Genomic DNA, 25,784 nt, shown 5'->3' with positions numbered 1-25,784 from the left:
TCGCGCCCATCTTTCCATCCGAATCAAAGGATATTAAGCCTGATGTCCAGCTACCTCTTCACCTCCGAGTCGGTCTCTGAAGGCCATCCGGACAAGGTTGCCGACCAGATCTCCGATGCGGTGCTGGACGCGATCCTGACCCAGGACCAGCGCGCCCGCGTGGCCTGCGAGACCATGGTCAAGACCGGCGTTGCCATCGTGGCCGGTGAAATCACCACCAGCGCCTGGATCGACCTGGAAGCGCTGACCCGCAAGGTCATCGTGGACATCGGCTATGACAGCTCCGACGTCGGCTTCGACGGCGCCACCTGCGGCGTGCTGAACCTGATCGGCAAGCAGTCGCCGCACATCGCCCAGGGCGTGGACCGCAAGAAGCCCGAAGAAATGGGCGCTGGCGACCAGGGCCTGATGTTCGGCTATGCCACCAACGAGACCGACAGCTACATGCCGGCCGCGATCCACCTGTCGCACCGCCTGGTCGAGCAGCAGGCCAAGATCCGCAAGAAGAAGAACTCGCCGCTGTCGTGGCTGCGTCCGGACGCCAAGAGCCAGGTCACCCTGCGCTATGAAAACGGCGTGGTCTCGGCCATCGACGCCGTGGTCCTGTCGACCCAGCACGCCCCGGGCATCAAGCAGAAGGACCTCATCGAGGCCGTCCGCGAAGAGATCATCAAGCCGGTGCTGCCGGCCAAGTGGCTGCACAAGGGCACCAAGTTCCACATCAACCCGACCGGCAAGTTCGAGATCGGCGGCCCGGTGGGCGACTGCGGCCTGACCGGCCGCAAGATCATCGTCGACACCTACGGCGGCTGGGCCCGTCACGGTGGTGGCGCGTTCTCCGGCAAGGACCCGTCCAAGGTCGACCGTTCGGCTGCCTACGCGGCCCGCTACGTCGCCAAGAACGTGGTTGCCGCCGGCCTGGCCGACCGTTGCGAAGTGCAGGTCTCCTACGCCATCGGCGTGGCTGAGCCGACCTCGATCTCGGTCACCACCTTCGGCACCGGCAAGATCAGCGACGACAAGATCGAGAAGCTGATCCGCAAGCACTTCGACCTGCGCCCGTACGGCATCATCAAGATGCTGGACCTGGTGCACCCGATGTACCAGCAGACCGCGGCCTACGGCCACTTCGGCCGCAAGCCGAAGGAGTTCAGCTACCTCAACGGCGAAGGCGAGACCGTCAACGCCACGGCCTTCTCCTGGGAGAAGACCGACCGCGCCGCCGCCCTGCGCGCCGATGCGAAGCTGAAGTAAGAAACACGAAGGGCCGCGCAAGCGGCCCTTCTGCTTCTGGTAGAGCCGGCCGCTGGCCGGCTTTTTCATGGCCTGCGGAAACAATCGCGTGGTTGCCGGCCAGCGGCCGGCACTACCCGGTTGCCGATACAATCTGGCCATGTCGACCGAACTGAAAACCCACCAGCTGTCCATGACCGTGCTGATGTCGCCGGAGATGGCCAATTTCTCCGGCAAGGTCCACGGCGGCGCCATCCTGCGCCTGCTCGACCAGGTGGCCTATGCCTGCGCCAGCCGCTATGCCGGCCGCTACGTGGTCACCCTGTCGGTGGACCAGGTGGTGTTCCGCCAGCCGATCGCGGTCGGTGAACTGGTCACTTTCCTGGCCTCGGTGAACTACACCGGCACCTCGTCGATGGAAATCGGCGTCAAGGTGGTGGCCGAGGACATCCTCAAGCGCAGCGTGCGCCACGCCAACAGCTGCTTCTTCACCATGGTGGCGGTGGACGAGGACGGCCGGCCGACGCCGGTTCCATCGCTGCAGCCGGCCAGTTCGGACGAAAAGCGCCGGCAGGCCGCAGCGCTGATCCGCCGCCAGCTGCGGCAGGAAATGGAGCAGCGCCATCTGGAACTGCTGGCGTCCAATCCGCCGTCGCCGGAGGATTGAGGGCGTGCGGGGCAAGCCCCGCACCCACCGAGGCAGGTAGCGCCGGGTCATGCCCGGCGCGGATCAACCCGTGTTCTGCACGCCCTGCGAGACACCATTCACGCAGGCCACCAGCGCACGCAGCAGGTCATCATCCTCGCGTCCGCTTTCGCGCCAGCGCTGCAGCAGGTCCACCTGCAGCACGCTGATCGGGTCCACGTAGGGATTGCGCAGGCGGATCGACAGTGCCAGCCGCGCGTCGTGGTCCAACAGGGTCTGCTGCTCCATCAACGCCAGCAGCCAGTGCCGGGTCAGTTCAAGCTCGCGTTCGACCTGCGGGAAGAACGCGTCGTGCAGCTCACCCGACAAACGCGAGAACTGCTCGGCAATGGTGATATCGCCCTTGGACAGCACCATCGCGATGTCGTCGAGGAAGGTGCGGAAGAACGGCCAGTCACGCGCCATCTCGCGCAGCGTCTGCTCGTGGCCAGCATCGACTGCCGCCTGCAGGCCGCTGCCCACGCCATACCACCCGGGAATGACTGCACGCGCCTGGCTCCAGGCGAACACCCACGGAATCGCGCGCAGATTGCCCAACGCCGCGTCCTGGCCGAGCCGGCGCGACGGCCGCGAACCCAGCGTCATCCGCTCGATCACATCGATCGGTGTCGCCGTGCGGAAGTAGTCCATGAAGCCGGCCTGGCCGACGAAGGCGCGATACACCTCGCTGCTGGAGCCAGCGACCACATCCATCACCGGCCGCCAGTCATCCTCGCGCGGCTCCGCTGCACGCGGGCGCAGGCTGGCCCGCAGCACGGCACCCGTGGCCTGTTCCAGCGAGCGCAGGGCCAATGCACGGATGCCGTACTTGCGGTGGATCACCTCGCCCTGCTCGGTCACGCGCAGGCGGCCATCGATGCTGCCGCGCGGCGAGGCATCGACCGCATGCGTGGTCTTGCCGCCACCGCGGCTGATCGAGCCGCCGCGGCCATGAAAGAAGGTCAGGCGGATGCCGGCCTCGGCCGCCACCTCAAGCAGTTCCACCTGCGCACGCTGCAGGCCCCAGCGCGAGGCGGCGATGCCGCCGTCCTTGCTGCTGTCCGAATAGCCCAGCATGACCATCTGCACGTCATCGCGTGCACGCAGATGCGCACGGTACACCGGGTCGGCCAGCAGGTCGCGCAGCGTCGCGGTGCCGCGCTTGAGATCGTCCACGGTTTCGAACAGCGGCGCGATATCCAGCGGCACGTGACCGGCGTCATCGACCAGACCACCACGGCGTGCCAGCGCCAGCACCGCCAGCACATCACTGCGGTCGTGTGCCATCGAGATGATGTAGCTGCCCAGTGCATCGCCACCATGGCGTGCACGCGCATCCGCCAATGCGGCGAACACTGCATCCAAACGCTGATTGCCTTCGTCCTCGCCCTTCGGCAAAGGCACCTCGCCACCGGCATGCGGCGCCAGCAGGCGCGCACGACCCAGTACATCCAAGCCCTCCCACGCAGCGTCGCCACCCAGCACTGCCGCCAGCGCGCGCGCATGCACGCTCGATTCCTGGCGCACATCCAGCCGCGCCAGATGGAAACCGAAGGTCTTCACCCGCCACAGCAGGCGTTGCACAGCGAAGCCGCCGGCATGTTCGCCCCGGTTCGCGCGCAGGCTGTCGAGGATCAGCTGCAGGTCATCGATCAGCTCGTCCGGGCCGGCATAGGCGCCGTCGGCATCATCCAGCGTGGCCTGCAGGCGTGCGCGCATGCGGTCGTTGAGCAACCGGTACGGCATGTCGGCATGGCGTGGCCGCGATTGCACCTGCGGCAGCAACTGCTGGTAATGCGCGACACGCGCCTGCAGTGCATCGCTCACCCCCACCCGTTCGGTGGATTGGCTGAGCAGGCTGGCCAGCTGCAGCAGTTCTTTCTGGTAACGGCCCAGCACGGCAACGCGCTGTGCATCCAGCGTATTGCGGATGGTGTGCGCATCCACATTGGGATTGCCGTCCATGTCGCCGCCCACCCACGTACCGAAGCGCAGCAGTCGCGGCAGCGGCAGTTCTTCGCCATAGGTATCGCGCAACGCCTGCTGCAGCGATTCGTACAGCACCGGAATCACCCGGTACAGCACCTGCACCAGGTAGAAGCCGACGTGCTCGCGTTCGTCATCGACGGTGGGCCGCACCGGTGAGGAATCGGTGGTCTGCCATGACGCAGTCAGCGCCATGCGGAAGCGAGCGGCATCGGCAGCCGCTTCACCCGGCGTGCGCTGGCCGTCGAGGTTGTCGACCAGGCTGGCCACCATCAACTGCTCTTTTTCCAGCAGCGCGCGGCGTACCGCTTCGGTCGGGTGTGCTGTGAACACCGGTTCGATGTCGATGCGCGGCAGCCACTGCGCCAGCTCGTCCAGGCCCACCCCCTGTGCCTTCAGGTGCTGCAGGGCATCCTGCAGGCCATCGGGCTGCGGTGCGGCTGCGACGGCGCGCTGGTAGTCGCGGCGGCGGCGGATGCGATGCACGCGCTCGGCGATGTTGACCACCTGGAAGTAGGTGCTGAACGCACGCACCATGGTCTCGGCCTGCTGTGGCGCACGCCCGGCCAGGCCTTCGGCCAGTTCGGACAGCGGTGCCTGGTTCTCGCGGCGGGCGATGGCACGCGTACGCACGTCCTCGACGTCATCGAGGAAGGCGGCCGACACCTGCTCGAACAGCAGGTCGCCGACCAGTGCACCCAGACGGCGTACGTCGTCACGCAGGGGAAGATCGGGGGAAGCAAACTCGATACTGCTGCGGTACTCGTTCATCGGCGACGCACAGGCCTCGGTCAACGGATCCAGACCCCAAGCCTAAACCAGAACGGGCGTCGTGCTGCGATGCAAAAATGGTTTCATCTGGTAGTGCCGGCCACTGGCCGGCACTACCGGGTCCGGTCAGCGCTTCTTCTTGGCCTTGTCCTGATCGGCCGGGCCGATGGTCTGCTCCAGCCAACGCTCGCTCTCGGCCAGCATCGTCATGATCGATTCGCGCGCGCGGTAGGCATGCGATTCGTTCGGCAGCATCACCAGGCGCGCGGTGCCGCCCAGGCCCTTCACCGCAGCGAACATGCGCTCGCTCTGGATCGGGAACGTACCGGAGTTGTTATCGTCCACGCCGTGGATGAAGAGGATCGGATCCTTGATCTTGTCGGCGTAATTGAACGGCGCCATCTTCTGGTAGACATCCTGCGCCTGCCAGTAGTTGCGCTCCTCGGCCTGGAAACCGAACGGCGTCAGCGTGCGGTTGTAGGCACCACTGCGGGCGATGCCGGCCTTGAACAAGCGCGTGTGCGCGAGCAGGTTGGCAGTCATGAACGCACCATAGGAATGACCGCCAATGGCGATGTGATCGCGATCGGTCACGCCACGACGCACCACTTCATCCACCGCCGCCTGCGCGTTGGCCACCAGCTGTTCGATATAGGTGTCGTTCGGCTCCTTGTCGCCCTCGCCGATGATCGGCATCGACGGGCTGGCCAGCACCACATAGCCCTTGGCCAGGAACGCCTGCGGGCCCCAGTAGCTGACCGCATTGAAGCGGTACGGCGAATCGGTGACCTGGCTGGCCGCGGCCGCACTCTTGAACTCACCCGGGTAGGCCCACATCAGCAGCGGGCGCGGACCATCGCGCTTCGGGTCGTAGCCCGGCGGCAGCAGCAGGGTCGCGGTCAGATCTACTCCGTCCTTGCGCTTGTAGCGGATCTGTTCCTTCTGCACGCCCTTCAGCTGCGGCAGCGGATGCGCGAAGTGGGTCAACGCACGCGGCGCAGCACCAGCGTCGGCCAGCGACTGCACGTAGAAGTTGGCCGGCTCGTCCGGGCTCTCGCGGCTCAGCAGCAGCGAGCTGGCCTGGTTGTCCAGCAGCGCCACCGGCAGCGCGTAGCTCGGCGCCTGCGAGTGGAACAGGCGGGAGGCCTTGCCCGTGGCGACATCGAAGCGGTCCACGAACGGACGATCGCCTTCCGGCGATGCACCGGCACCGGCCAGATACAGGCTGCTGCCATCGGTGCTGGTCTGCAGCAGCGAGCGGCCGCGGTCGTCGCTGGACAACAGCGGCCGGCCCGGATCGGAATAACGGTCCTGCGCGTCACGATCCCACAGCAGGCGCGGCTCGGCGCTGGCATTGTCCGGGGCGATCAGCCAGGTCTTGGTCTTGCGCGTCTTCCACCACGATTCGGTCAGCAGCGCCAGGTCACCGCGGCCCCAGCTGATGCCGGCCAGGCGGCTGCCAAGCTGGGCCAGCGTCACCGGCGGCGTGTCGAACGGCGCGGCCTGCATCAGCACCGCATCGCGCACCTTGGCGTCCTTGTTCGGGTCGCCACCATCCTGCGCTTCGGCCCAGACCAGGGTGGCATCGGCATCACCGCGCCAGCTGATATCGCGTACGCCGGTCACTTCGGCATCGTTGCCGGTCGGCAGGCCTTCCACCAGCGGACGCACGGCCACGGTGTGCACCAGCTTGCCGCTGGCACGGTCGATCACTTCAATGCGGCGCGGGAAGCTGCTTACCGGCACCACGTACGAGTACGGGCGCTGCACCGGCTGGCGCAGCACGAAGCGGCCATCCGGCGACACCGCGAAGCCCATGAAGATGCCGGCCGCGCCGATCGCGCGGGTACTGCCATCCAGGCTGACTTCCATCGGCTGGGTGGTCGCGTAGTAATCGAACTGGCGCGCGTCGGCCTCGTTCTTCAGCAGATCCTGGTAGGTGCGGATCGACACTACGCCGCCACCCTGGCTGGTCTGCTGCACGGCCGGACCGGTCGGGATGCCGTCGGCGGCCGGGGCCGCACCGAGGTTGGCCGGGCGGGTGAACACCACCAACCCGCGGCTGTCCGGCAGCCACTGGTAGCCACTGCCGATCACCGTGTTCAGGCCGGCGACCAGACGGCGGGCGCTGCCGCCCGCCACGTCCACCAGCCACAGTTCATTGGCGCCACTGGCGGCATCGACCTGGTTGAAGGCCAGCCACTTCTGGTCCGGCGACCACATCACGCTGGCGATCGACAACTTGGCCGGCAGGCCGCTGATCTGCCGTTCCTTGCCGTCGGCCACGTTCATCAGCCACAGCTTCTCGCCGAAGCTGAAGCGGCTGTCGGAGAACGTGCGCGGGTTGATGCGCAGGCCGGCCAGCTTCAGTTCCGGCTGCGCCACCACCTGGATCGACGGCAGCGACGGCATCTGCATCATCGCGGCCACGTCGCGGCGCGGCGACAGGTACAGCGAGGGTGCGCGTGGCGCGTCGACCACCGCCTGCAGCGCCGCCGAGGGCAGCTCGTAGCCGGTGGCGCCCTGCGCCTGCGTCTGGCCCTGAGCGGCCTTTGGCGCAGCGGCCAGCGCCAGCGGAGCCACCGCCAGCAGGGCCATCGACAGGACCAGGCCGGTCAAGCGCCGGTTGCGGCGCGGGTGCATGCTCATCGTTCCACCTGTGTGATGCGTGAAAACAACGACCTTAACAGGCCATGCCCGCCCGCCCACCTGCCGATGGTTGGGTCATCGGCGTGTCACACCGGAGGCGCGATATAATGGCCGTCCTCCCCTGCCGAGGGGCGCTGCGACCGGATCCCTTGAGGCCGGCCAGGCTCGGCCAGGTGGTACTGCAACAACGGCGCCCGGCCAGAAGCGAGCATCCGCTCGTCCACAACCGGAGCTATTGCATGAATGCTGTTGCCAAGACCTTCTCCACCGAAGGCGATTACAAGATCCGCGACATCACCCTGGCCGACTGGGGCCGCAAGGAACTGGACATCGCCGAGCACGAGATGCCGGGCCTGATGTCGATCCGCCGCAAGCACGCCGCCAGCCTGCCGCTGAAGGGCGTGCGCGTGACCGGTTCGCTGCACATGACCATCCAGACCGCGGTGCTGATCGAGACCCTGAAGGACATCGGCGCCGACGTGCGCTGGGCCTCGTGCAACATCTTCTCCACCCAGGACCACGCTGCTGCCGCCATCGCTGCTACCGGCACCCCGGTGTTCGCCTGGAAGGGCGAGTCGCTGGAAGAGTACTGGGACTGCACCCTGGACGCGCTGACCTTCACCCTGGCCGACGGGACCCTGACCGGTCCGGAGCTGGTGGTCGACGACGGCGGTGACGTCACCCTGCTGATCCACAAAGGCTACGAACTGGAAAACGGCAGCACCTGGGTCGACGAGCCGGCTGCATCGCACGAAGAGCAGGTCATCAAGAACCTGCTCAAGCGCGTTGCCAAGGAGCGCCCGGGTTACTGGGGCCGCGTGGTCAAGGACTGGAAGGGCGTCTCCGAAGAGACCACCACCGGCGTGCACCGCCTGTACCAGCTGGCCCAGGCCGGCACCCTGCTGATCCCGGCGATCAACGTCAACGACTCGGTCACCAAGAGCAAGTTCGACAACCTGTACGGCTGCCGCGAGTCGCTGGCCGATGGCCTGAAGCGCGCGATGGACGTGATGCTGGCAGGCAAGGTGGCCGTGGTCTGCGGCTACGGTGACGTCGGCAAGGGCTGCGCCGCGTCGCTGCGTGCCTACGGCGCGCGCGTGATCGTCACCGAGATCGACCCGATCTGCGCCCTGCAGGCGGCGATGGAAGGCTATGAAGTCAACACCATCGAATCGACCCTGGGCCGTGCCGACCTGTACGTCACCACCACCGGCAACAAGGACATCATCCGCATCGAGCACCTGAGCGCGATGAAGGACCAGGCCATCGTCTGCAACATCGGCCACTTCGACAACGAGATCCAGGTCGATGCGCTGGTGGGCTTCAAGGGCGTGCAGCACGTCAACATCAAGCCGCAGGTGGACAAGTACATCTTCCCGAACGGCAATGCGATCTTCCTGCTGGCCGAAGGCCGCCTGGTCAACCTGGGCTGCGCCACCGGTCACCCGAGCTTCGTGATGTCCAACTCGTTCGCCAACCAGACCCTGGCCCAGATCGACCTGTGGGCCAACAAGGACAGCTACGAGAACAAGGTGTACCTGCTGCCGAAGAAGCTGGACGAGGAAGTGGCGCGTCTGCACCTGGAAAAGATCGGCGTGAAGCTGACCACCCTGAGCCAGGAACAGGCCGACTACATCGGCGTGCCGGTGGAAGGCCCGTTCAAGCCGGACCACTACCGCTACTGATCGTGCCGGGGTCGGATCCCTTTCCGCAGGAAAGGGCTCTGACCCCAGCAACGGAAGCAGGAAGAACGGGCGCCTTCGGGCGCCCGTTCTGCGTTTGCGTGGAGCCATGCACCACGCGTCCACCGGACCGAGGGGCGAGCCTCGGTCAAGGCAACGCCTCCACGCCACGCTACGATGTGCCCATGACTCCGGCCATCAACCTGCTCAAGCGCGAGAAGATCGCCCACACCGTGCGCAGCTACGTGCACGACGCCCACGCCGAATCGTATGGCGGAGAAGCCGTCGACAAGCTCGGCCTCGACCCGGCCCAGGTGTTCAAGACCCTGCTGGCCAGCACCGAGACACACGAACTGCTGGTGGCGATCGTGCCGGTGGCCGGCCAGCTGGACCTGAAGGCGCTGGCCGAAGCGGCCGGCTGCAAGAAGTGCGAGATGGCCGCCGCCGATTCTGCACAGCGCGCGACCGGCTACCTGGTCGGAGGCATCAGCCCGCTCGGGCAGAAGAAGCGCCTGCGCACGTTCCTGGATGCCAGTGCGCAGGCACTGCCCACGCTGCATGTCAGCGCCGGGCGCCGCGGACTGGAAGTGGAACTGGCACCGGCTGATCTGCTGCGCCTGACCGTCGGCCACTTCGCTGCCATCGGCAAGGCGCGCTGATGCGCTGGCCGTGGTCCGCCGCACTACCGCCCCGCCTTGAGGACGCACAGGCCGATGTATTGCTGCAGGACCTGTTGTCGCGCGACGGCGCGCGCATCACCAACGCCGCACGCACGGTCGCACGGCTGTTCAGCGCGTCCTCGCTGGAAGCACTGGCCACGCAGGCGGACCTGATCGAGCAGCGCTGCCAGGGCATCGCGCTCGGTGGCATGCTGATCAGCAATCAGGCGCACCTGAAAGCCGCGCTGAAACGGTTGCGCTACTGGCGTGCGCGCGAGGGTTGCCTGTGTGCGCTCAATCCCGGCTACCCGTTCTTCGATCCCCGTCGTCTGCTTGAACAGGGGCAGATGCGGCTGCTTTCGGTGGGCGAAGCCGAAGGTGGCTGGGGCGAGTGCCACGCGGTTGCCTGCACACAGTGCGCCCGGCACTGGCAGGCCATCGACCGCGAGTACCACTACCCTTGGTGGGAGTGGATGGCCGCCTGACGGGATGCAGCCACGCATGGCGTGGCGCTACTGCGGCAGCGCGCAGCTCCGGGCCGTGCGTGGATCGCTATCACTCCACCAATTCGTACCGCATCGGCACGCGCACGATGGTCAACTCCGGCACCGTGCTCTTCGCGTCGGCGCGGACGAAACGCCAGCCGCGCAGTTCTTCCACCGCCGCTTCATCCAGCAGCGCGTAGCCGCTGGAGGTCTCCACGATCACCGCGGCAACGGTTCCTTGCGCATCGATCAGCGCCTTCAGCTGGCTGCGTCCGGAAAGTCCCTGCTGCATGGCCTCTGGTGGGTAGCGTGGCGACACGCCGCGTGGCTGCATCCACGGGATGCCCTCGCCCGCGAACAGGTCCCGGCCGCCGCGCGCCGCGCAATGCTTCGGCAGGCGCAACTGAAGAGACATCTGCGCGCCGTCCACTGTCACCTCCGCAGGCGCTGCACAGGCGTGCTGTGCCAGTACATTCAGCATCTGCTGCTGCCGAAGCAGCGCCTTGCCGCCGGCAGCGGTCACCTCGACCACGCAACGCCCCCCCTCGGGCCGCATCGACAACGCGGTCACGCCCCTGTCGCGCAGTCCCGGAACCGCCGCCAAGGGCGAACAGGCCGTCTCTGCAACCGGCGCCGCCGCCAGTGCTGTGGTGGCCGGCAGCAGGCCAGCCAGCACCATCAGGATCATCCTTGCGCAGGTACCCATGCTCCGCCCTCCGTGCGTTGGTCTGGCCCGATCATAGATCAGCCGGGCATGGCACGGGCGCATGGGGTCGAATGATCGGGTCAGCGCCCCGCGTTACGGAGATCCGAGTCAGGGACGCCAGTTGGCGTTGTTCTCCCAGAACTGGACGGAACGCCGGTAGGCCTCGCGATCCAGCGGCACGCCCGAGCCGCCCTCTTCCACGCCCAGCGCATTGCGCATCATCGTGATCGGCGCCATCGGCACTTCCTCGGGCTCGGCGGTGTAGATGCAGCCGACGATGCCCCAGTCGGCCTCGATCGGTGAACCTTCCTTCGCCAGCTGCTCGGCGCTGTACAGGATCACCACCAGGTAGCTCGCACGCGGCGACTCCACACCCTCGAACCAGCGCACCAGCACCGGCAGCTCCTCGCGATTGCGTGCCTCGTAGCCGCTACGCAGCAGATGACGGTTGGCGTCGGTGACCGGCACCGTCAGGCAGCGCGTGCTGGTCCAGTTCTCATAGACGAACAACTTGCAGAACGGGGCGTAGCCGTCGAGTACCTTCAGCGGCGCGTGCGCATTGAGGTGTGCCTCGAACTGCTCGGCAGTGCAGTCCTGGATGGTGTTGCCGCGCGGCACGCGCGGGAACAGGCGGGGACGGGCGAAATCGGTAAGGACGATGGACATGGCGCGGCGTGGTCAGGGAATCCGCTGCACAGGGTAACCGCCCCGGCGCCAGGGAGGACGGCATGCCGATGGTCACTGGCATCCCCCGCCCTCTTGCCGCACCCTGCGCACGACCCACCGCAAGGATCGCCGGCTCATGGAAGCAGCACGCGCGTTGCCCCACCCCGTCCGCCGCCGATGGCTGAAGGTGCTGGCGGTCGTCCTGCTGGCACCGCCATTGCTGTTCATCGCCGCCCTGCTCTGGCCGCTGCGTGCACCGCCGCTGCCCGAGGTCGGCGACAACCGGATGATCATCAATGCGCGGGTGGTGGACGTCATTCGCGGCCAAGCCAGTGAACCCACCACGGTCACCATCCGCAACGGCACGATCACCGCCGTCGGCGAAGGCGTTGCCGATACAGCGTTGCCGGTCTTCGACGCCGGTGGCCGCTGGCTGCTGCCCGGCTTCTGGGACATGCACACCCACGCCCTGCAGCTGTCGCCGCAGCTGCAGTTCCCGCTGATGCTGGCCAACGGCATCACCGGCACCCGCGACATGATGGACTGCCCGCAGGCTGCCGATCCGCTGATCGCCTGCGTGGCCGACAAGCGCCGCTGGACCGCACAGGCCATTGCCGGGCAGCAGGCGGCACCGCGCTTCGTGCAGATCGCCAGTTTCTACTTCGAAGATCCGTCGCTTGCGCCGGAGGCCGCCGCCGAGCGTGCACGCACGTACAGCGCGCGCGGCGTCGACGCGTTGAAGGTCTACAACCGGCTGCGTGCGGATACCTACCAGCGGCTGGCCACCGAGGCGCAGCAGCTGCGCCGTCCGCTGGTCGGCCACCTGCCCAGGGCCGTGCCTCTGGAAGACGCGGCGCAGGCAGGCCAGCGCAGCTTCGAACACGCCCATCTGTTCGTGCGTCATTGCTTCGACAACGCCGCCGCGTGGCGCGGCGGTACGCTGGATGGCGAAGACCCGACCGCACTGGCCGAACGCATGGTCGGCGGCTATCAGCCTTCCGTGTGCAATGAGGCATTCGGCTTGATGCAGGCCAGCGGCGCCGCGTTCGTACCCACCCATGTCACCCGCGAAGAGGATGCGCGTGCACGCGACCCCGCCTTCATCAACGATCCACGCCTGGCCTATCTCGATCCACTTTCGCGCTGGGCATGGCGCGATGATCTGACGGCCACCACCGAACGCTATCCTGGCCTGCGCGGCGAAGACGCGTTGAAGGCGTACTTCGCGCATGGACTGGTCCTGACCGGTGCCGCGCACCGTGCCGGCGTCAGCGTGCTGGTCGGCACCGATACCGGGCTGGGCGGCTTGCGCTATCACGATGAACTGCAGTGGCTGCGGCAGGCAGGCCTGAGCCAGGCCGAGGTGCTGCGCGCGGCAACGTTGCACGCGGCGCGCCATCTTGACCTACAGGCGTTGCATGGCAGTGTCGAAGTCGGCAAAGCCGCCGACCTGGTATTGCTCGATGGCAATCCGCTCCAGGACACCGCCAACACCCGTCGTGTGCACGCGGTGCTTCTGGCCGGGCACCTCTACGACCGCCCGCGGCTGGATGCACTGCTTGCCTACGCTCGTGCGCAGGCACGTTCACCGGCGGTGATGGCGCGCCTGCTGTGGGGCTTCATCACCAGCCCGGTCAGTGCCGAGCTGTAGCGGCAGCTACAACGCCATCCGCTCGCGCAGTTCACGCGCCTGCCGCCGCGACACCTCCACCTCGCTGCCGTCATCCAGTGCCAGGTCGTAGCCGTCGCCGATGCTGGGCGTCACACCACGGATGCGCCGCAGGTTGACCAGCGTGTTGCGGTTGGCACGGAAGAACAGATCCGGCGGCAGGCGTGCTTCCAGCGCACTCAGGCTGCGGGTCAGCAGGGCGTTCTGGTCGCGGAACCACAGCCGCGTGTAGTTGCCATCCACCACCAGCCGGCGGATTTCGGACACCGCCACGAACCAGCAGCGCTCACCCTCGCGCACGAACACCTGGTCCTGCGCGCCCAGCGTGCCGCGCGATTCCGGCGTTTCTGCCGCCACGACTTCTCGCTCACGCGCCCGCTGCAGCGCCTCCAGCAAGCGCGGCGCTTCCACCGGCTTCACCAGGTAGTCCAGCGCATTGGCCTGGAACGCGCGCACTGCGTAGGTGTCGTAGGCGGTGACGAACACCACGGCCGGCACCGTCTCCAGACCATCCAGCACATCGAAGCCGCTGCCGGAGGGCATCTGCACGTCCAGCAGCACCAGGTCTGGTGCCAGCATGGCGATCGCCTCGCGTGCGGCAGGCACATCGTCGGCCTCGCCCACGCACTGCACCCACGGCAGCGCCGACAGCAGCGTGCGCAGCTCCTGCCGCGCCAGCCGCGCATCATCAACGATCAACACGCGCAGCACGCCACTCATTGCGGAATCTCCAGCAGGGCCTGCATGCGGTCACCAACCGGCTGCAGGATGAAACGACCGCGCGTGCCGAGCTGGGCACGCAGGTAGGCCAGGCCGACGCCATGGCCATGCGTGGGCTCGCTGACGCCGCCCAGTGGGTTGTCCACCTGCAGGCGCAGCACATCATTGTCCAGCGTGGCACGGATCTGCACGTCACCACCACCCGGGCGACTGGCGATGCCGTGCTTGATCGCGTTCTCCACCAGCAGCTGCAACGCCATCGCCGGCAACTGCGCCTGCGTGGCATCGGCATCGATGTGCTGCTGCACCTGCAGGCGCTGTTCGAAGTGGATCGCCTCGATGGCGAGATAGTCGTCGACCACCGCCAGTTCCTCGGCCAGAGTCACCTGCTCGCTGCGGTTGTGCGCCAGCGCCTGGCGCAGCGTGCGCGACAAGCGGGTGACCATGTCGCGTGCGCGCTCGGGATCTTCCAGGATCAAGGCACGCAGGTTGTTCAACGCGTTGAACATGAAGTGCGGATTGAGCCGTGCGCGCAGGGCATCGCGTTCCAGCGCACTGCGCTCGGCTTCGGCACGCAGGCGGGCCAGCTCACTGTGGCGTGCGCGGCGCAGGCCATGCAGGCCGGCCCACAGGCCGGTCCACATCAGCAGGAACAGCGCGGTGTTCATCCAGTACACCAGCAGCGAGGACCACTGGTAGTCGGCGTGCCCTCCGGGCAACCGCACCCAGTCCAGTGCCAGCGACGGCAGCAGCAGTGCAGCCGTCACCGCCTGTGCAACGCTGGCGCCGATCATCACCCCGGCAGCCAGCTTCAACACCAGCAGGCCCAGCCCGCCGTCCCACCAGCGCTGGCGCAGCGCGACCGAACGCAATGCACCGCTGCACAGCCAGAGCGTGACCGCGATGCTGACGCTGATCAAGGCCACGCCGCTGAACAGTACGCCGCCCCCGATCCGCATCCCGACCCACAGGCTGTACATCGCGTAGCCGGCCCACGCCAACGCGTTGAGTGTCCAGAAACGACGGGATGACGTGGTGGCGTCCATGCGGGCTCTCGGCGGTGGCAGGAGGGCGGACAACGGTCAGGGATGTGCGGCGAGGAAACGCTGCACCTGCTCCTGCAACCAGCGCGGATCATCCCACATCAGGAAGTGGAAGCCCCGCGCACTCATCGCGATCTGCACGCCGTGCAGCTTCGCGTACTGGGCCTGGAACACCGCCCGGGTGCTGTCCTCGGTAGCGCCCATCGGCTGGTAGCCGGCCCAGCTGCCCAGCACCAGGGTTGGTGCGCTGATCGAGGCGATGCTGCCGCGCAGGTCGGTGGTCATCACCGCATGCATGGCATCGGCCGTGGTCTGGCGGTCGCTGCCCTCGCCCCAGCGGCCCAGCTCCGCCTGGTGCTGCGGATCGCGGGTCATCCCCGGCAGACCTGCCTTCAACTGCGCCTGCCATTGCGCGGCATCGGCGGCGAGCATGCCCTTGCGCAGCTGGTCGGCCATCGGCCGCACGCTGTCAGCCGTGGCGTTCGGGTCACGCGCGGCCGGCAGGAACGGCAACGCATCGACCACCACCAGTGCGCTGACCGCCGCCGGCTCGGCCTGCGCCATCTGCAGCCCCAGCAGGCCACCGAGGCTGTGGCCGATCACCACCACCGGGCCCAGGTGCTGGTCATGCAGGTAGGCAAGCAGCTGCCCACGCATCGCCGGCAGGAATTCGGCCGGGCGCGGATCGGCCGGTGCGGCGCCGGCAAAGCCGGGCAGCTGCACCAGGCGGCACTGCACATCCTTCAGCGCCAGGCACGTCTCGCGCCAGACCTCAGCGCTGCTGTTCAGGCCGGGGATCAGCAGCAGCGGGCGGCCGTTGCCGACTACCTCGACCTGCACCTTGCCGGTGCCGGTGGCGGCGGCCGCATGGGCCGAACCGGAGCCAAGCACGGCCATCGCCATGCCGATCATGACCAGCCGGGCCAGCGCCTTCAGTGCGTACCAGAGTGCCAGGAAGATCTTCATCGTCTGCTCCTTCATCGGGTGGGTGTTGCCGGGTCTGAGGTCAGCGTGGCCGCAGCGGCGGCACCCCGGTTGCGATTCCGGAGCAACGGCCGGGCGCCGGGGCGAACGGTCGCAGGCCGCGGACGATGTACACCCGCACAAAATTGACAACATCTATCTTGATGAAGAGATATACTGGTCCGCACCCGCCGCTGCCGCCCGTGCCATGACCGCCATCAGCTTCGAGTTCTATCCGCCCAAGACCGACGAACAGCGCAGCCAGCTGGACCGCGCCGCCGCCAAGCTGAAGGACTACGGCCCCGAGTACGTGTCGTGCACCTTCGGTGCCGGTGGCTCGACCCTGAGCTATACCTCGGAGACCGTGCGCCACCTCAACCAGCACCATGGCTTCGATGCCGCACCACATCTGTCCTGCGTCGGCGGCACCCGTCAGGAAATCCGCGAGCTGCTCAAGCTGTACCGCGCGATCGGTTGCCGGCGTCTGGTCGCGCTGCGCGGCGACCTGCCCTCGGGCATGGGTTTCCCCGGCGACATGCGCTATGCCGCCGAACTGATCGACTTCATCCGTGCCGAGCACGGCGATGCGTTCCACATCGAAGTGGGTGCCTATCCGGAAACGCACCCGCAGGCTTCCGACGCACTGGCCGACCTGAAGCACTTCAAGGCCAAGATCGATGCCGGTGCCGATGCGGCGATCACCCAGTATTTCTTCAACCCGGATGCCTACTTCCACTTCGTCGATGAAGTGCGCCGGCTCGGTGTGCAGGTACCGATCACCCCCGGCATCATGCCGATCGCCAACTTCAGCCAGCTGCGCCGCTTCTCCGAGCAGTGTGGTGCGGAGATTCCGCGCTGGATCAGCCGCAAGATGCAGGCCTATGGCGATGACGCCGAATCGGTGCGTGCATTCGGCACCGAAGTGGTGGCCCGGCTGTGCCAACGGCTGATCGAAGGCGGCGCGCCCGGCCTGCACTTCTACACCCTGAATCTGGCCAAGCCGACCACCTCGGTGCTGAAGCTGCTGCAGGGCTGAAAGCACGCCACATCGCCTTGAACGGCGCTACCCTGCGTCGATGAACCGGCTTTTCTTCCTGCTGATGCTGTTGCCACTGTGGTCGGCAACGAGCGCTGCCCATGCGCAGTCCATGCGCCTGAACCGCTGCACCGATGCGCAGGGCCAGAGTGTCTACACCGACCGGCCCTGCGACAGCATGGGCGCGCGGTCGCGGTTGCCACCGCCTGCGCCCGCCGGCAACACGATGCCGCGCGATACCCTGGGCGCGCGCTGTCCGCGACGGTTGAGTGAGCTGGTGGAAGCGCTGCGCACCGGCATCGTCAGCAACGATGTGAACCGGCTGTCTTCGCTGTACCTGTGGAGCGCAGTCTCCGACGCAGGCGCACAACGCATCCTCGGCCAGTTGGAATCGCTGGCGCGGCGGCCGTTGGTGGACGTGGTGCCGGTGTATCCGTCACAGGCGCTGGCGTCCTCGCAGGAGGAGGGTCAGAGCCCTGTTGCGCAGGGATCCGACCCTGAGCCTCGTGCCGCGCGGCATCCGGTCGGTCTGCGCCTGGAGCAGACGCTGCCCGGCAGCGCGTCGCGCGCTTCGACGGTGCTGGGATTGCGACGGCAATACGGGTGTTTCTGGATCACGTTGTAATCGGGAGGGGTTCATCCACGCATGGTGTGGATCTACTGCATCCGGTGGGGGTCGGATCCCTTTCCAGCGGAAAGGGCTCTGACCCCGCGTGCACGGCGTTACGCTGGCCACAGCCCGCGAATCGCAGCGATGCCCTGCCCGCCATGGCGGCGCGCCTCGGCGATGTGGCCGCTGCCCATGCCACCCAGTGCATAGATCGGCAGCGATACCTGCGCGCGCAATGCGGCGAAGGCATCCCAGCCCATCGGTGTGGCAGCAGGATGGCTGGCCGTGGCCTGCACCGGGCCCAGCACGGCGAAGTCACAGCCCAGCCGCTGCGCAGCCTGCAGCTGCCGCAGGTCATGGCAGGACGCGGCAACCAGCTGTCCCTCTGGCAGCGGTCGCTTCTCCAGTTCCAGCAGCTGTTCGCTGCCCAGGTGCACGCCCACGCCCAGTGCGCGCGCCAGTTCGATATCGCGGTTGAGCAGCCACTGCACGCCGCTGCGCCGATGCGTGCGCAGGGCCTGTTCCAGCATCGCCTGCCGCTGTGGATGCGTCGGAGGCAGGCGCAACTGGATGCGCTGCTGGCCCGCGCCTACCGCGCGCTGCAGCTGCTCATGCCAGTGCTGTATGCCACTGTCATCGTCGGCCGGCGCCGGGGTGATCAGGTAGCTGTCGGGCTGGCGCAGGGCGGCCACCACTGGCAGGTCGGCCGGCGGCATCGAGTAGCGGCCCAGCTTGTCCGGCGCCACCCAGGTGATCGCCTGGCCCTCGCGCCCGCGCGGGGTGCCCTTCCAGCTACGTACATGGCGCACTTCCAGGGTCAGGTGCTTGTCCGGGTAGCGCTGTGGCACGTCCATCAGCCACTCGCCGACATCCGCCTCGATACCCAGTTCCTCACGCAGCTCGCGCACCAGCGCCTGTTCGGAGGTTTCGCCGGATTCGCGCTTGCCGCCGGGGAATTCCCACAGGCCGGCCATGTCGCGGTTCTCGGTACGGCGGTTGAGCAGCACGCGGCCACGGGCGTCGGTGATGACGGCGGCCACGACGTGGATCGATCGGGTGGGGGAAGGCATGGGGGAAGCATGCCCAGAACAGGGCGGGCCGCGCAATCTCGGATCTGGCCGGATCAGCCGCGCGAAACAGCCGCCATGAAAGAAAAGCCCCGCTTTCGCGGGGCTCTTCGGGTCAGCTCAGCTGGCCGTGGCAGTGCTTGTACTTCTTGCCACTGCCGCAGGGGCATGGATCGTTGCGGCCGATCTTCGGCTCGTCACGCTGCGCCTGTGCGATGCCCTGCTGGGCGGCCTGCACCTGCGCCGCTTCCTCGTCGGCACTGTAGCTGCCAACGTCCTGGTGCTGGAACTGCGACTGGCTCAGGCGGGCTTCGACCTGCTGGCGCTCGGCCGCTTCCAGTGCCTGCACTTCCTCGTCGCTGCGGATGCGCACGCGCGACAGCAGGGTCACCACTTCGCGCTTGACGTTCTCCAGCATGTCCGAGAACAGCTCGAAGGCTTCCTTCTTGTACTCCTGCTTCGGCTGCTTCTGCGCATAACCACGCAGGTAGATGCCCTGGCGCAGGTAATCCATGCGTGCCAGGTGCTCCTTCCAGCTCTGGTCCAGCACGGTCAGCATCACGTGCTTCTCCAGCGCGCGCATGGTCTCTTCGCCCACGCCGGCTTCCTTCTCGGCGAAGTGCTGGTTGACGCGCTCCTGCACCTTGGCGGCAATCGCCTCGGCGTCCAGCTCCTCGTGTTCCTTGACCAGACCGGTCAGCGACATCTGCAGGCCGAAGTCCGACTCCAGGGTCGCTTCCAGGCCACGCAGGTCCCACTGCTCGTCGATCGAGTTCGGCGGCACGAAGCGGGCGACGATGTCGAAGATCACGTCGTCGCGGATGCCATCGACGTTGTCCTTCACCGACTCGGCGTCCAGCAGCTCGTCGCGCTGGGCGTAGATCACCTTGCGCTGGTCGTTGTTGACGTCGTCGAAGTCCAGCAGGTTCTTGCGGATGTCGAAGTTGTGGGCCTCGACCTTGCGCTGCGCCTTCTCGATCTGGCGGCTGACCAGGCGGTCCTCGATGACGTCGTCTTCCTTCATGCCCATCATGCGCATGGCCTTCTGCACCCAGTCGGAGGCGAAGATGCGCATCAGGTTGTCTTCCAGCGACAGGTAGAAGCGGGACGAACCCGGGTCACCCTGGCGGCCCGAACGGCCACGCAGCTGGTTGTCGATACGGCGCGATTCGTGGCGCTCGGTGCCGACGATGTGCAGGCCGCCGGCAGCCTTCACCGCTTCGTGGCGCTGCTGCCAATCGGCCTTGACCGCGGCCTTCTGCGCATCGGTGGCGTCCTCGCCCAGCTCATGGATCTCCGCTTCCAGGGAACCACCCAGCACGATGTCGGTACCACGGCCGGCCATGTTGGTGGCGATGGTGACCGCGGCCGGGCGGCCGGCATTGGCGACGATGGTCGCTTCGCGGTCATGCTGCTTGGCGTTGAGCACTTCGTGCTTCACGCCGGCCTTGCGCAGGTGCTCGGACAGCATTTCCGAGGTTTCGATCGAGGTGGTACCCACCAGCACCGGCTGGCCACGCTTGGCGCACTCTTCGATGTCGGCCAGCACCGCGTTGAACTTGCCCTTGCGGTTGAGGAACACCTGGTCCGGGCTGTCCTTGCGGATGGTCGGGCGGTTGGTCGGGATCACCACCACTTCCAGGCCGTAGATGCTCTGGAATTCGAAGGCTTCGGTATCGGCCGTACCGGTCATGCCGGACAGCTTCTTGTACATGCGGAACAGGTTCTGGAAGGTGATGCTGGCCAGCGTCTGGTTCTCGCGCTGGACCGGCACGCCTTCCTTCGCTTCCACCGCCTGGTGCAGGCCATCGGACCAGCGACGGCCGGACAGGGTGCGGCCGGTGAACTCATCGACGATGACCACTTCGCCATCGCGCACGATGTAGTCCACGTCACGCTGGTAGATCGCATGCGCGCGCAGCGCGGCGTTGAGGTGGTGGACCACCGTCAGGTTCTGCGGCGCGTACAGGCCTTCGGTCTCGGCATTGAGGATGCCGGCCTCGACCAGCAGCTGCTCGGCGTGCTCCATGCCCGCTTCGGACAGGTGCACCTGCTTGCCCTTTTCGTCGACCCAGAAGTCGCCTTCGCCGTCTTCCACTTCCTGCTTGACCAGGTTCGGCACGACGCGGTTGACGCGGATGTACAGCTCCGGGGAATCATCGGCCGGGCCGGAGATGATCAGCGGGGTACGCGCTTCGTCGATCAGGATGGAGTCGACTTCGTCGACGATGGCGTAGTGCAGGCCGCGCTGGTAGCGGTCGGCCTTGGACAGCGCCATGTTGTCGCGCAGGTAGTCGAAACCGAATTCGTTGTTGGTGCCGTAGGTGATGTCCGAGGCGTAGGCTTCGCGCTTGTCGCTGTGCGGCATGCCCGGGTATACCACGCCCACGCTCAGGCCCAGCCAGTTGTACAGCTTGCCCATCTGCGCGGCGTCGCGGCGGGCCAGGTAGTCGTTCACGGTGACCACGTGCACGCCCTTGCCTTCCAGCGCGTTGAGGTACACCGGCAGGGTTGCCACCAGGGTCTTGCCTTCACCGGTGCGCATTTCTGCGATCTTGCCCAGGTGAAGCACCATGCCGCCGATCAGCTGCACGTCGTAGTGGCGCATGCCCAGCACGCGGCGGCCGGCTTCACGGCAGACCGCGAACGCTTCCGGCAGCACCTTGTCCAGGGCTTCACCACCAGCGATGCGCTGCTTGAACTCCGGCGTCTTGGCCTGAAGCTGCTCGTCGGAAAGCTTCTCGATCTCCGGCTCCAGCGCATTGATCTTGGCGACGATGCGGTTGAGCTGGCGCAGCTGTCGTTCGTTACGACTGCCAAATACGCGGGTAAGCAGGCTGTTGATCATTGAAGGAACCGGGTTGGATGGACACGACGCCCGGCCTCCCCCTTGGGATCCGTCCGTCGCAAACGAAACAGGGCGCCTGGCGCCCTGTCGATGGCAACACCCATTGTAGCTTGGGACGGCCGGCTGAGGTTTCAACCCTTCGGCGATGGGGTCAGAGCCCTTCCGCGCTGCGGAAGGGATCCGACCCCGTGCGGGATCGGGGTCGGATCCCTTCCGCAGCGCGGAAGGGCTCTGACCCCAGACCAGGGTTCAGCCGCGGCTGATGCGGCCGACCGGCGTGTTGCCGCCGTCGCCGAGGAACTTGCGCGGGTTGACCACGTTGCCGTTTTCCCACACCTCGAAGTGCACGTGGGCACCGGTCGAACGGCCGGTGGAACCGGCCTTGGCCACTTCCTGGCCGGCACGGACCAGGTCGCCGACCTTCACCACCAGGCGCGAATTGTGCGCGTAGCGGGTGACATAGCCATTGCCGTGGTCGACGTCGACGACGTTGCCGTAGCCGCCCTTCACGCCGGAGAAGCTGACCACGCCTTCGGCCACGGCCATCACCGGGTCACCGACCCTGGCGTGGAAGTCCATGCCCTTGTGGGTGGCCGCACCGCGGCCGAACGGGTCGGCACGGGTGCCAAAGCCGGAGGTCACGTAGCTGTTGCGGATCGGCATGCGCGACGGCACGGCGTTCTGCTGCAGTTGGTGGTCGAACATCAGCGATTCCATCACCGACAGCTGGCGGCCTGAAGCAGCGAAGCGCTGCTCCAGCACCTGTAAGTCGGCGTTGACGTCCTTGACCGGGATGTCGGTGGTCGGGCCACCAGCATCGCCGTCACCGAGGCCGGGGGTCTCGTTGAAGTCGAACTCGCCGTCTTCCAGCTTGCCCATCTGGGTCAGGCGTTCGCCGAGGGCGTTGAGGCGGGTGGCCTGGGCCTGCAGCTCGCCAAGGCGGGCTGCCAGCGCGTTGACCTGGGTCTGCGCGTCGCGCCGGACCTTGGCCAGCTCCGCGTCCTGGCGCTCGACCTTGGCCTGCAGCCGGGAATCATTCAGCGCGCTGGCGCCAATGCCGCCAGCAAGGCCGATAATGCAGCCTACCCCGAGCACGCTGCCCAGCAGGGCACGGGGGCGGTCCTCGAAATAGAACCGCAAACGCGCGATGGGCGACGATTTGGCCTGTCCTTCACGCGTTTTGATTACGATCTTTTTGAATGCCATCAGTGAGTTTTCATGTCTGAGCCGAAATCCAGCGTTCGCCCCGCCTCCAAGCCCAAACCGGCGCTGGATGCGGTGATGGCTGACAAAAGCGGGAACCCGCTGCGGCGTGCCTTGTGGCTCGACGCGCTGGACCGTCAGTTGCGCCCCCAGTTGCCGCCACCTCTGCGCAGCCGTTGCCGGCTGGCCAATGTGGACGGGGAACACCTCGTTTTTCTCGTCGAATCCCCGGTCTGGCATGCCAAGTTGCGGCTTGCCGAAGCCCAGTTGCTCGACGCGGCCCGTTCCATCGGGCTGAAGGCCACCAAGGTGACCATCAAGACTGCGTCCTCCACTCCCACGCGCTCCCCAGCGCTCGACAACCGGAATGGACCCCACGCAGTTTCAGCCGCCACGCACAAAGGGCTACGCGACGCCTTGGCTTGCCTGCAGGACGTTCCTTCAAAGCCGAAGAAACGGTCCTGATGACAACGGAGCATCCGGCTCCGCTCCCCGTCGCGCGTGTCACCACGGCGTGAAACATTTCGGGGGCCGGGTCGCATCCTAGCTGCCATCCGGGGCCCTGTCGTTAGATTGTTGTTAAAACTACGTTAAATTCAGGCTTCCGATCCAACAGGTTCACAAAACCGTGACCTCGAACCGGCCTTGACGCCCCTCAAGCGCGCTGAATGCGCGGCGGGCGCCTGAAACGACAACGCCGCCCTCGAAGGCGGCGTTTTTGTCTTTGAATTCAACAGCCTATGATGATCAGGCGTAAGCCGGCGTCGCATACTCGACCGGGTCCGGGGTGGCCGGGGAGTCGAAACTGACCCATTCCCAGGCGGTGGCGTCGGCCATCAGCGCCCGCACCAGCTTGTTGTTGAGCGCGTGGCCGGACTTGAAGCCCTCGTAGGCGCCCAGCACCTGGCCACCGGCCAGATAGAGGTCGCCGATCGCGTCGAGGATCTTGTGGCGCACGAATTCGTCGGCGTAGCGCAGGCCGTCTTCGTTGAGCACGCGGAACTCGTCCAGCACGATGGCGTTGTCCATCGAACCGCCCAGGCCCAGGTTGCGTTCGCGCATGTACTCCAGGTCGCGCATGAAGCCGAAGGTGCGCGCGCGGGAGATTTCCTTGGTGTAGGCCAGCGTCGAGAACTCGATTTCCTGGCGCGACTGCTTGGCCGGGATCATCGGGTGGTCGAACTGGATGGTGAAGCCCAGCTTGTAGCCCTCGTACGGGGTGAAGCGGGCCACCTTGTCGCCTTCGGTCACTTCCACCGTCTTCAGCACGCGGATGAAGCGCTTGGGCGCACCCTGTTCCACGATGCCTGCCGACTGCAACAGGAACACGAAGGGACCGGCCGAACCGTCCATGATCGGCAGCTCGGCCGAGGACAGTTCGACGATGATGTTGTCCACACCCAGGCCGGCCAGCGCCGACATCAGGTGTTCGACGGTCTGGATCTTGGCGTCGTTGCAGGTCAGGCCGGTGCACAGGGTCACTTCGGTGACCAGTTCAGCCTTGGCCGGCACTTCCACGACCGGGTCCAGGTCCACGCGGCGGAACACGATTCCATGGTTGACCGGTGCCGGGCGCAGGGTCATGTAGACCTTGTCACCGCTGTGCAGGCCAACGCCGGTGGCGCGGATCGTGTTCTTGAGGGTGCGTTGCTGGATCATGGGGGTGGACCGGAAGTGACACATTAGATTAACACGCAGGGTCCCCTACCCCGACTGAAACGCCGGCAGGACACACCGGCGCGCCGGTAGGACGCGCGTGAAGCAGGGCGGCCGGGCCCATCCTGGCCCGGCGCCCGCGTTTTCAGGACATGGTGGCGCAACCCGGGGAGGACAAGCCCCGGGCCGGGCCGCTTAGTCCGCCTGGCGGCGCAGGAAGGCCGGGATGTCCAGGTAATCGTTCGGCAGTTCCGCCGCCGCCGGGGCCGAAGCGGCCGGGGCCGACGGAGCGGAGGCTGCCGCGGTATCGCTGCTGGCACGACGCAGGCCCAGGCCCATGCCACCCACCGCCTTCGACACGGCGTCGCCGCCATTGTCGAACTCGCCGAACTCCGGCTGGCCGGTGGTGGCGTTGCGGACCAGCTTGATCGGCGCACGCTCGCCCGGACGCTGGGACTTGCTGGCCGAGACGCGGTTCAGGCCGGTGGCGACCACGGTCACGCGCACTTCGTCCTGCATGTCCGGGTCGAGCACGGTACCCACCACCACGGTTGCATCTTCCGAAGCGAAGCCGTCGATGGTTCGGCCGATCTCGTCGAACTCGGCCATGGTGAAGTCGGCGCCGGCGGTGATGTTGACCAGGATGCCGTTGGCACCGGCCAGGTTCACGTCGTCCAGCAGCGGGTTCTGGATCGCCGATTCGGCAGCGGCCTGCGCGCGGTCATCACCGCGGGCGGTGCCGGTACCCATCATTGCCAGGCCCATTTCGGACATGACGGTGCGCACGTCGGCGAAGTCGACGTTGATCAGGCCCGGACGCACGATCAGGTCGGCGATGCCCTGCACGGCGCCCTGCAGCACGTCGTTGGCGGCACGGAAGGCCTGGATCATGGTCGCGTTGCGACCCAGCACGGTGATCAGCTTCTCGTTCGGGATGGTGATCAGCGAGTCGCAGTGCTGGCTCAGTTCTTCGATGCCCTTCAGCGCGACCTGCATGCGGCGACGCCCTTCGAACGGGAACGGCTTGGTGACCACGGCCACGGTCAGGATGCCCATTTCCTTGGCCAGCTGTGCCACCACCGGCGCAGCGCCGGTGCCGGTGCCGCCGCCCATGCCGGCGGTGATGAACACCATGTCCGCGCCCTGCAGCGCGTCCATGATGCGCTCACGATCTTCCAGAGCAGCCTGGCGGCCGACTTCCGGGTTCGCGCCTGCGCCCAGGCCCTTGGTCACGTTGGTACCCAGCTGCAGCTGCAGCTTGGCACCACAATTCTTGATGGCCTGCGAGTCGGTGTTGGCGGTGATGAACTCCACGCCATCCACCGCCGAGTTGACCATGTGCGCCACGGCATTGCCGCCGCCGCCGCCCACGCCAACCACCTTGATCACCGCATTGGGTGCCATCTTTTCGATCAGTTCAAAATGCGCCATGTCCGTGTCCTCGTTG

21 protein-coding genes and 1 riboswitch are annotated in these 25,784 nt (G+C 66.8%); of the genes, 9 read left to right on the top strand and 12 right to left on the bottom strand.

Features of this window, described 5'->3' with window-relative positions; genetic code table 11:
* Nucleotides 1-42: 42 nt before the first annotated feature.
* Entirely contained in the window at nt 43-1,254 is a 1,212-nt protein-coding gene (gene metK / locus ACZK2G_RS03425) for a methionine adenosyltransferase (protein WP_012510070.1), read from the top strand.
* 139 nt (nt 1,255-1,393) lie between these two features.
* The gene (locus ACZK2G_RS03420; RefSeq protein ID WP_046982718.1) at nt 1,394-1,900 is read left to right on the top strand and encodes an acyl-CoA thioesterase; all 507 of its coding nucleotides are present in this window, start codon (nt 1,394-1,396) and stop codon (nt 1,898-1,900) included.
* Nucleotides 1,901-1,963: 63 nt separating this feature from the next.
* On the opposite strand, the gene ppc is transcribed toward ACZK2G_RS03420, so the two are convergent.
* Both ppc and ACZK2G_RS03410 read right to left on the bottom strand, forming a co-directional pair.
* Nucleotides 1,964-4,675 (bottom strand): phosphoenolpyruvate carboxylase, encoded by a 2,712-nt coding sequence (gene ppc / locus ACZK2G_RS03415; protein WP_136638874.1) that lies wholly within the window; start codon nt 4,673-4,675, stop codon nt 1,964-1,966.
* Nucleotides 4,676-4,801: 126 nt separating this feature from the next.
* Complete coding sequence (locus ACZK2G_RS03410) at nt 4,802-7,324, bottom strand: S9 family peptidase (protein ID WP_337302521.1); 2,523 nt, start codon at nt 7,322-7,324, stop codon at nt 4,802-4,804.
* A gap of 120 nt (nt 7,325-7,444) precedes the next feature.
* A riboswitch (S-adenosyl-L-homocysteine riboswitch) is annotated at nt 7,445-7,527 on the top strand.
* Between the two features lie 36 nt (nt 7,528-7,563).
* Between ACZK2G_RS03410 and ahcY the strand changes: the two genes are divergently transcribed.
* From ahcY to ACZK2G_RS03395, 3 genes are all read left to right on the top strand, one after another.
* Nucleotides 7,564-9,009 carry an adenosylhomocysteinase gene (gene ahcY / locus ACZK2G_RS03405; RefSeq protein WP_136638872.1) on the top strand — a complete coding sequence of 482 codons (1,446 nt, stop codon included), beginning with the start codon at nt 7,564-7,566 and terminating at the stop codon, nt 9,007-9,009.
* 182 nt (nt 9,010-9,191) lie between these two features.
* Nucleotides 9,192-9,665, top strand: a complete 474-nt coding sequence (ybaK, locus tag ACZK2G_RS03400) for a Cys-tRNA(Pro) deacylase (RefSeq protein WP_046982714.1) — start codon at nt 9,192-9,194, stop codon at nt 9,663-9,665.
* On the top strand, nt 9,665-10,150 hold the full coding sequence (locus ACZK2G_RS03395) for a hypothetical protein (protein ID WP_478474705.1): 486 nt from the start codon (nt 9,665-9,667) through the stop codon (nt 10,148-10,150). Before ybaK ends, ACZK2G_RS03395 begins: the two co-directional genes overlap by 1 nt.
* A gap of 70 nt (nt 10,151-10,220) precedes the next feature.
* Here the strand turns inward: ACZK2G_RS03395 and ACZK2G_RS03390 are convergent, their stop codons facing one another.
* Nucleotides 10,221-10,829, bottom strand: a complete 609-nt coding sequence (locus tag ACZK2G_RS03390) for an energy transducer TonB (protein ID WP_248298474.1) — start codon at nt 10,827-10,829, stop codon at nt 10,221-10,223.
* Nucleotides 10,830-10,964: 135 nt separating this feature from the next.
* Nucleotides 10,965-11,522 carry a DUF3228 family protein gene (locus ACZK2G_RS03385; RefSeq protein ID WP_046982711.1) on the bottom strand — a complete coding sequence of 186 codons (558 nt, stop codon included), beginning with the start codon at nt 11,520-11,522 and terminating at the stop codon, nt 10,965-10,967.
* A gap of 136 nt (nt 11,523-11,658) precedes the next feature.
* Here ACZK2G_RS03385 and ACZK2G_RS03380 point away from each other — a divergent pair, with 136 nt between their 5' ends.
* Nucleotides 11,659-13,173 carry an amidohydrolase family protein gene (locus ACZK2G_RS03380; RefSeq protein ID WP_478474704.1) on the top strand — a complete coding sequence of 505 codons (1,515 nt, stop codon included), beginning with the start codon at nt 11,659-11,661 and terminating at the stop codon, nt 13,171-13,173.
* Between the two features lie 6 nt (nt 13,174-13,179).
* On the opposite strand, the gene ACZK2G_RS03375 is transcribed toward ACZK2G_RS03380, so the two are convergent.
* From ACZK2G_RS03375 to ACZK2G_RS03365, 3 genes are read right to left on the bottom strand one after another with little or no spacing between them, the layout of a single operon-like run.
* The gene (locus ACZK2G_RS03375; protein ID WP_478474702.1) at nt 13,180-13,911 is read right to left on the bottom strand and encodes a LytR/AlgR family response regulator transcription factor; all 732 of its coding nucleotides are present in this window, start codon (nt 13,909-13,911) and stop codon (nt 13,180-13,182) included.
* On the bottom strand, nt 13,908-14,957 hold the full coding sequence (locus ACZK2G_RS03370; protein WP_136638867.1) for a sensor histidine kinase: 1,050 nt from the start codon (nt 14,955-14,957) through the stop codon (nt 13,908-13,910). The genes ACZK2G_RS03375 and ACZK2G_RS03370 overlap by 4 nt, the downstream gene beginning before the upstream one ends.
* 36 nt (nt 14,958-14,993) lie before the next feature.
* A complete protein-coding gene (locus ACZK2G_RS03365; RefSeq protein ID WP_478474701.1) occupies nt 14,994-15,920 on the bottom strand; it encodes an alpha/beta fold hydrolase in 927 nt (308 codons plus the stop codon).
* A 205-nt stretch (nt 15,921-16,125) separates the two neighbouring features.
* On the opposite strand from ACZK2G_RS03365, the gene metF reads away from it, so the two are divergent.
* On the top strand, nt 16,126-16,953 hold the full coding sequence (gene metF, locus ACZK2G_RS03360; protein WP_004143823.1) for a methylenetetrahydrofolate reductase [NAD(P)H]: 828 nt from the start codon (nt 16,126-16,128) through the stop codon (nt 16,951-16,953).
* 40 nt (nt 16,954-16,993) lie between these two features.
* Complete coding sequence (locus tag ACZK2G_RS03355) at nt 16,994-17,578, top strand: DUF4124 domain-containing protein (protein WP_478474699.1); 585 nt, start codon at nt 16,994-16,996, stop codon at nt 17,576-17,578.
* Nucleotides 17,579-17,676: 98 nt separating this feature from the next.
* Here ACZK2G_RS03355 and ACZK2G_RS03350 read toward each other — a convergent pair whose 3' ends face one another.
* From ACZK2G_RS03350 to ACZK2G_RS03340, 3 genes are all read right to left on the bottom strand, one after another.
* Nucleotides 17,677-18,633, bottom strand: a complete 957-nt coding sequence (locus ACZK2G_RS03350) for a Nudix family hydrolase (RefSeq protein WP_046982705.1) — start codon at nt 18,631-18,633, stop codon at nt 17,677-17,679.
* A 112-nt stretch (nt 18,634-18,745) separates the two neighbouring features.
* Complete coding sequence (secA, locus tag ACZK2G_RS03345; RefSeq protein ID WP_337302529.1) at nt 18,746-21,478, bottom strand: preprotein translocase subunit SecA; 2,733 nt, start codon at nt 21,476-21,478, stop codon at nt 18,746-18,748.
* A gap of 249 nt (nt 21,479-21,727) precedes the next feature.
* A complete protein-coding gene (locus ACZK2G_RS03340) occupies nt 21,728-22,684 on the bottom strand; it encodes a M23 family metallopeptidase (RefSeq protein WP_012510051.1) in 957 nt (318 codons plus the stop codon).
* Nucleotides 22,685-22,696: 12 nt separating this feature from the next.
* Between ACZK2G_RS03340 and ACZK2G_RS03335 the strand changes: the two genes are divergently transcribed.
* A complete protein-coding gene (locus ACZK2G_RS03335; RefSeq protein ID WP_012510050.1) occupies nt 22,697-23,146 on the top strand; it encodes a DciA family protein in 450 nt (149 codons plus the stop codon).
* Nucleotides 23,147-23,428: 282 nt separating this feature from the next.
* Here the strand turns inward: ACZK2G_RS03335 and lpxC are convergent, their stop codons facing one another.
* Together lpxC and ftsZ are read right to left on the bottom strand one after the other, a co-directional pair.
* Nucleotides 23,429-24,340: a UDP-3-O-acyl-N-acetylglucosamine deacetylase gene (gene lpxC / locus ACZK2G_RS03330; RefSeq protein ID WP_046982702.1), complete on the bottom strand. Its 912-nt coding sequence runs from the start codon at nt 24,338-24,340 to the stop codon at nt 23,429-23,431.
* A 192-nt stretch (nt 24,341-24,532) separates the two neighbouring features.
* Nucleotides 24,533-25,768: a cell division protein FtsZ gene (gene ftsZ, locus ACZK2G_RS03325; protein ID WP_004143720.1), complete on the bottom strand. Its 1,236-nt coding sequence runs from the start codon at nt 25,766-25,768 to the stop codon at nt 24,533-24,535.
* Between the last annotated feature and the right edge of the window lie 16 nt (nt 25,769-25,784).

This window comes from Stenotrophomonas sp. 107298_Sma, assembly GCF_056480345.1.
Note: the sequence above shows the minus strand (reverse complement) of the source record. Positions and strands in the feature narration are given on the sequence as shown.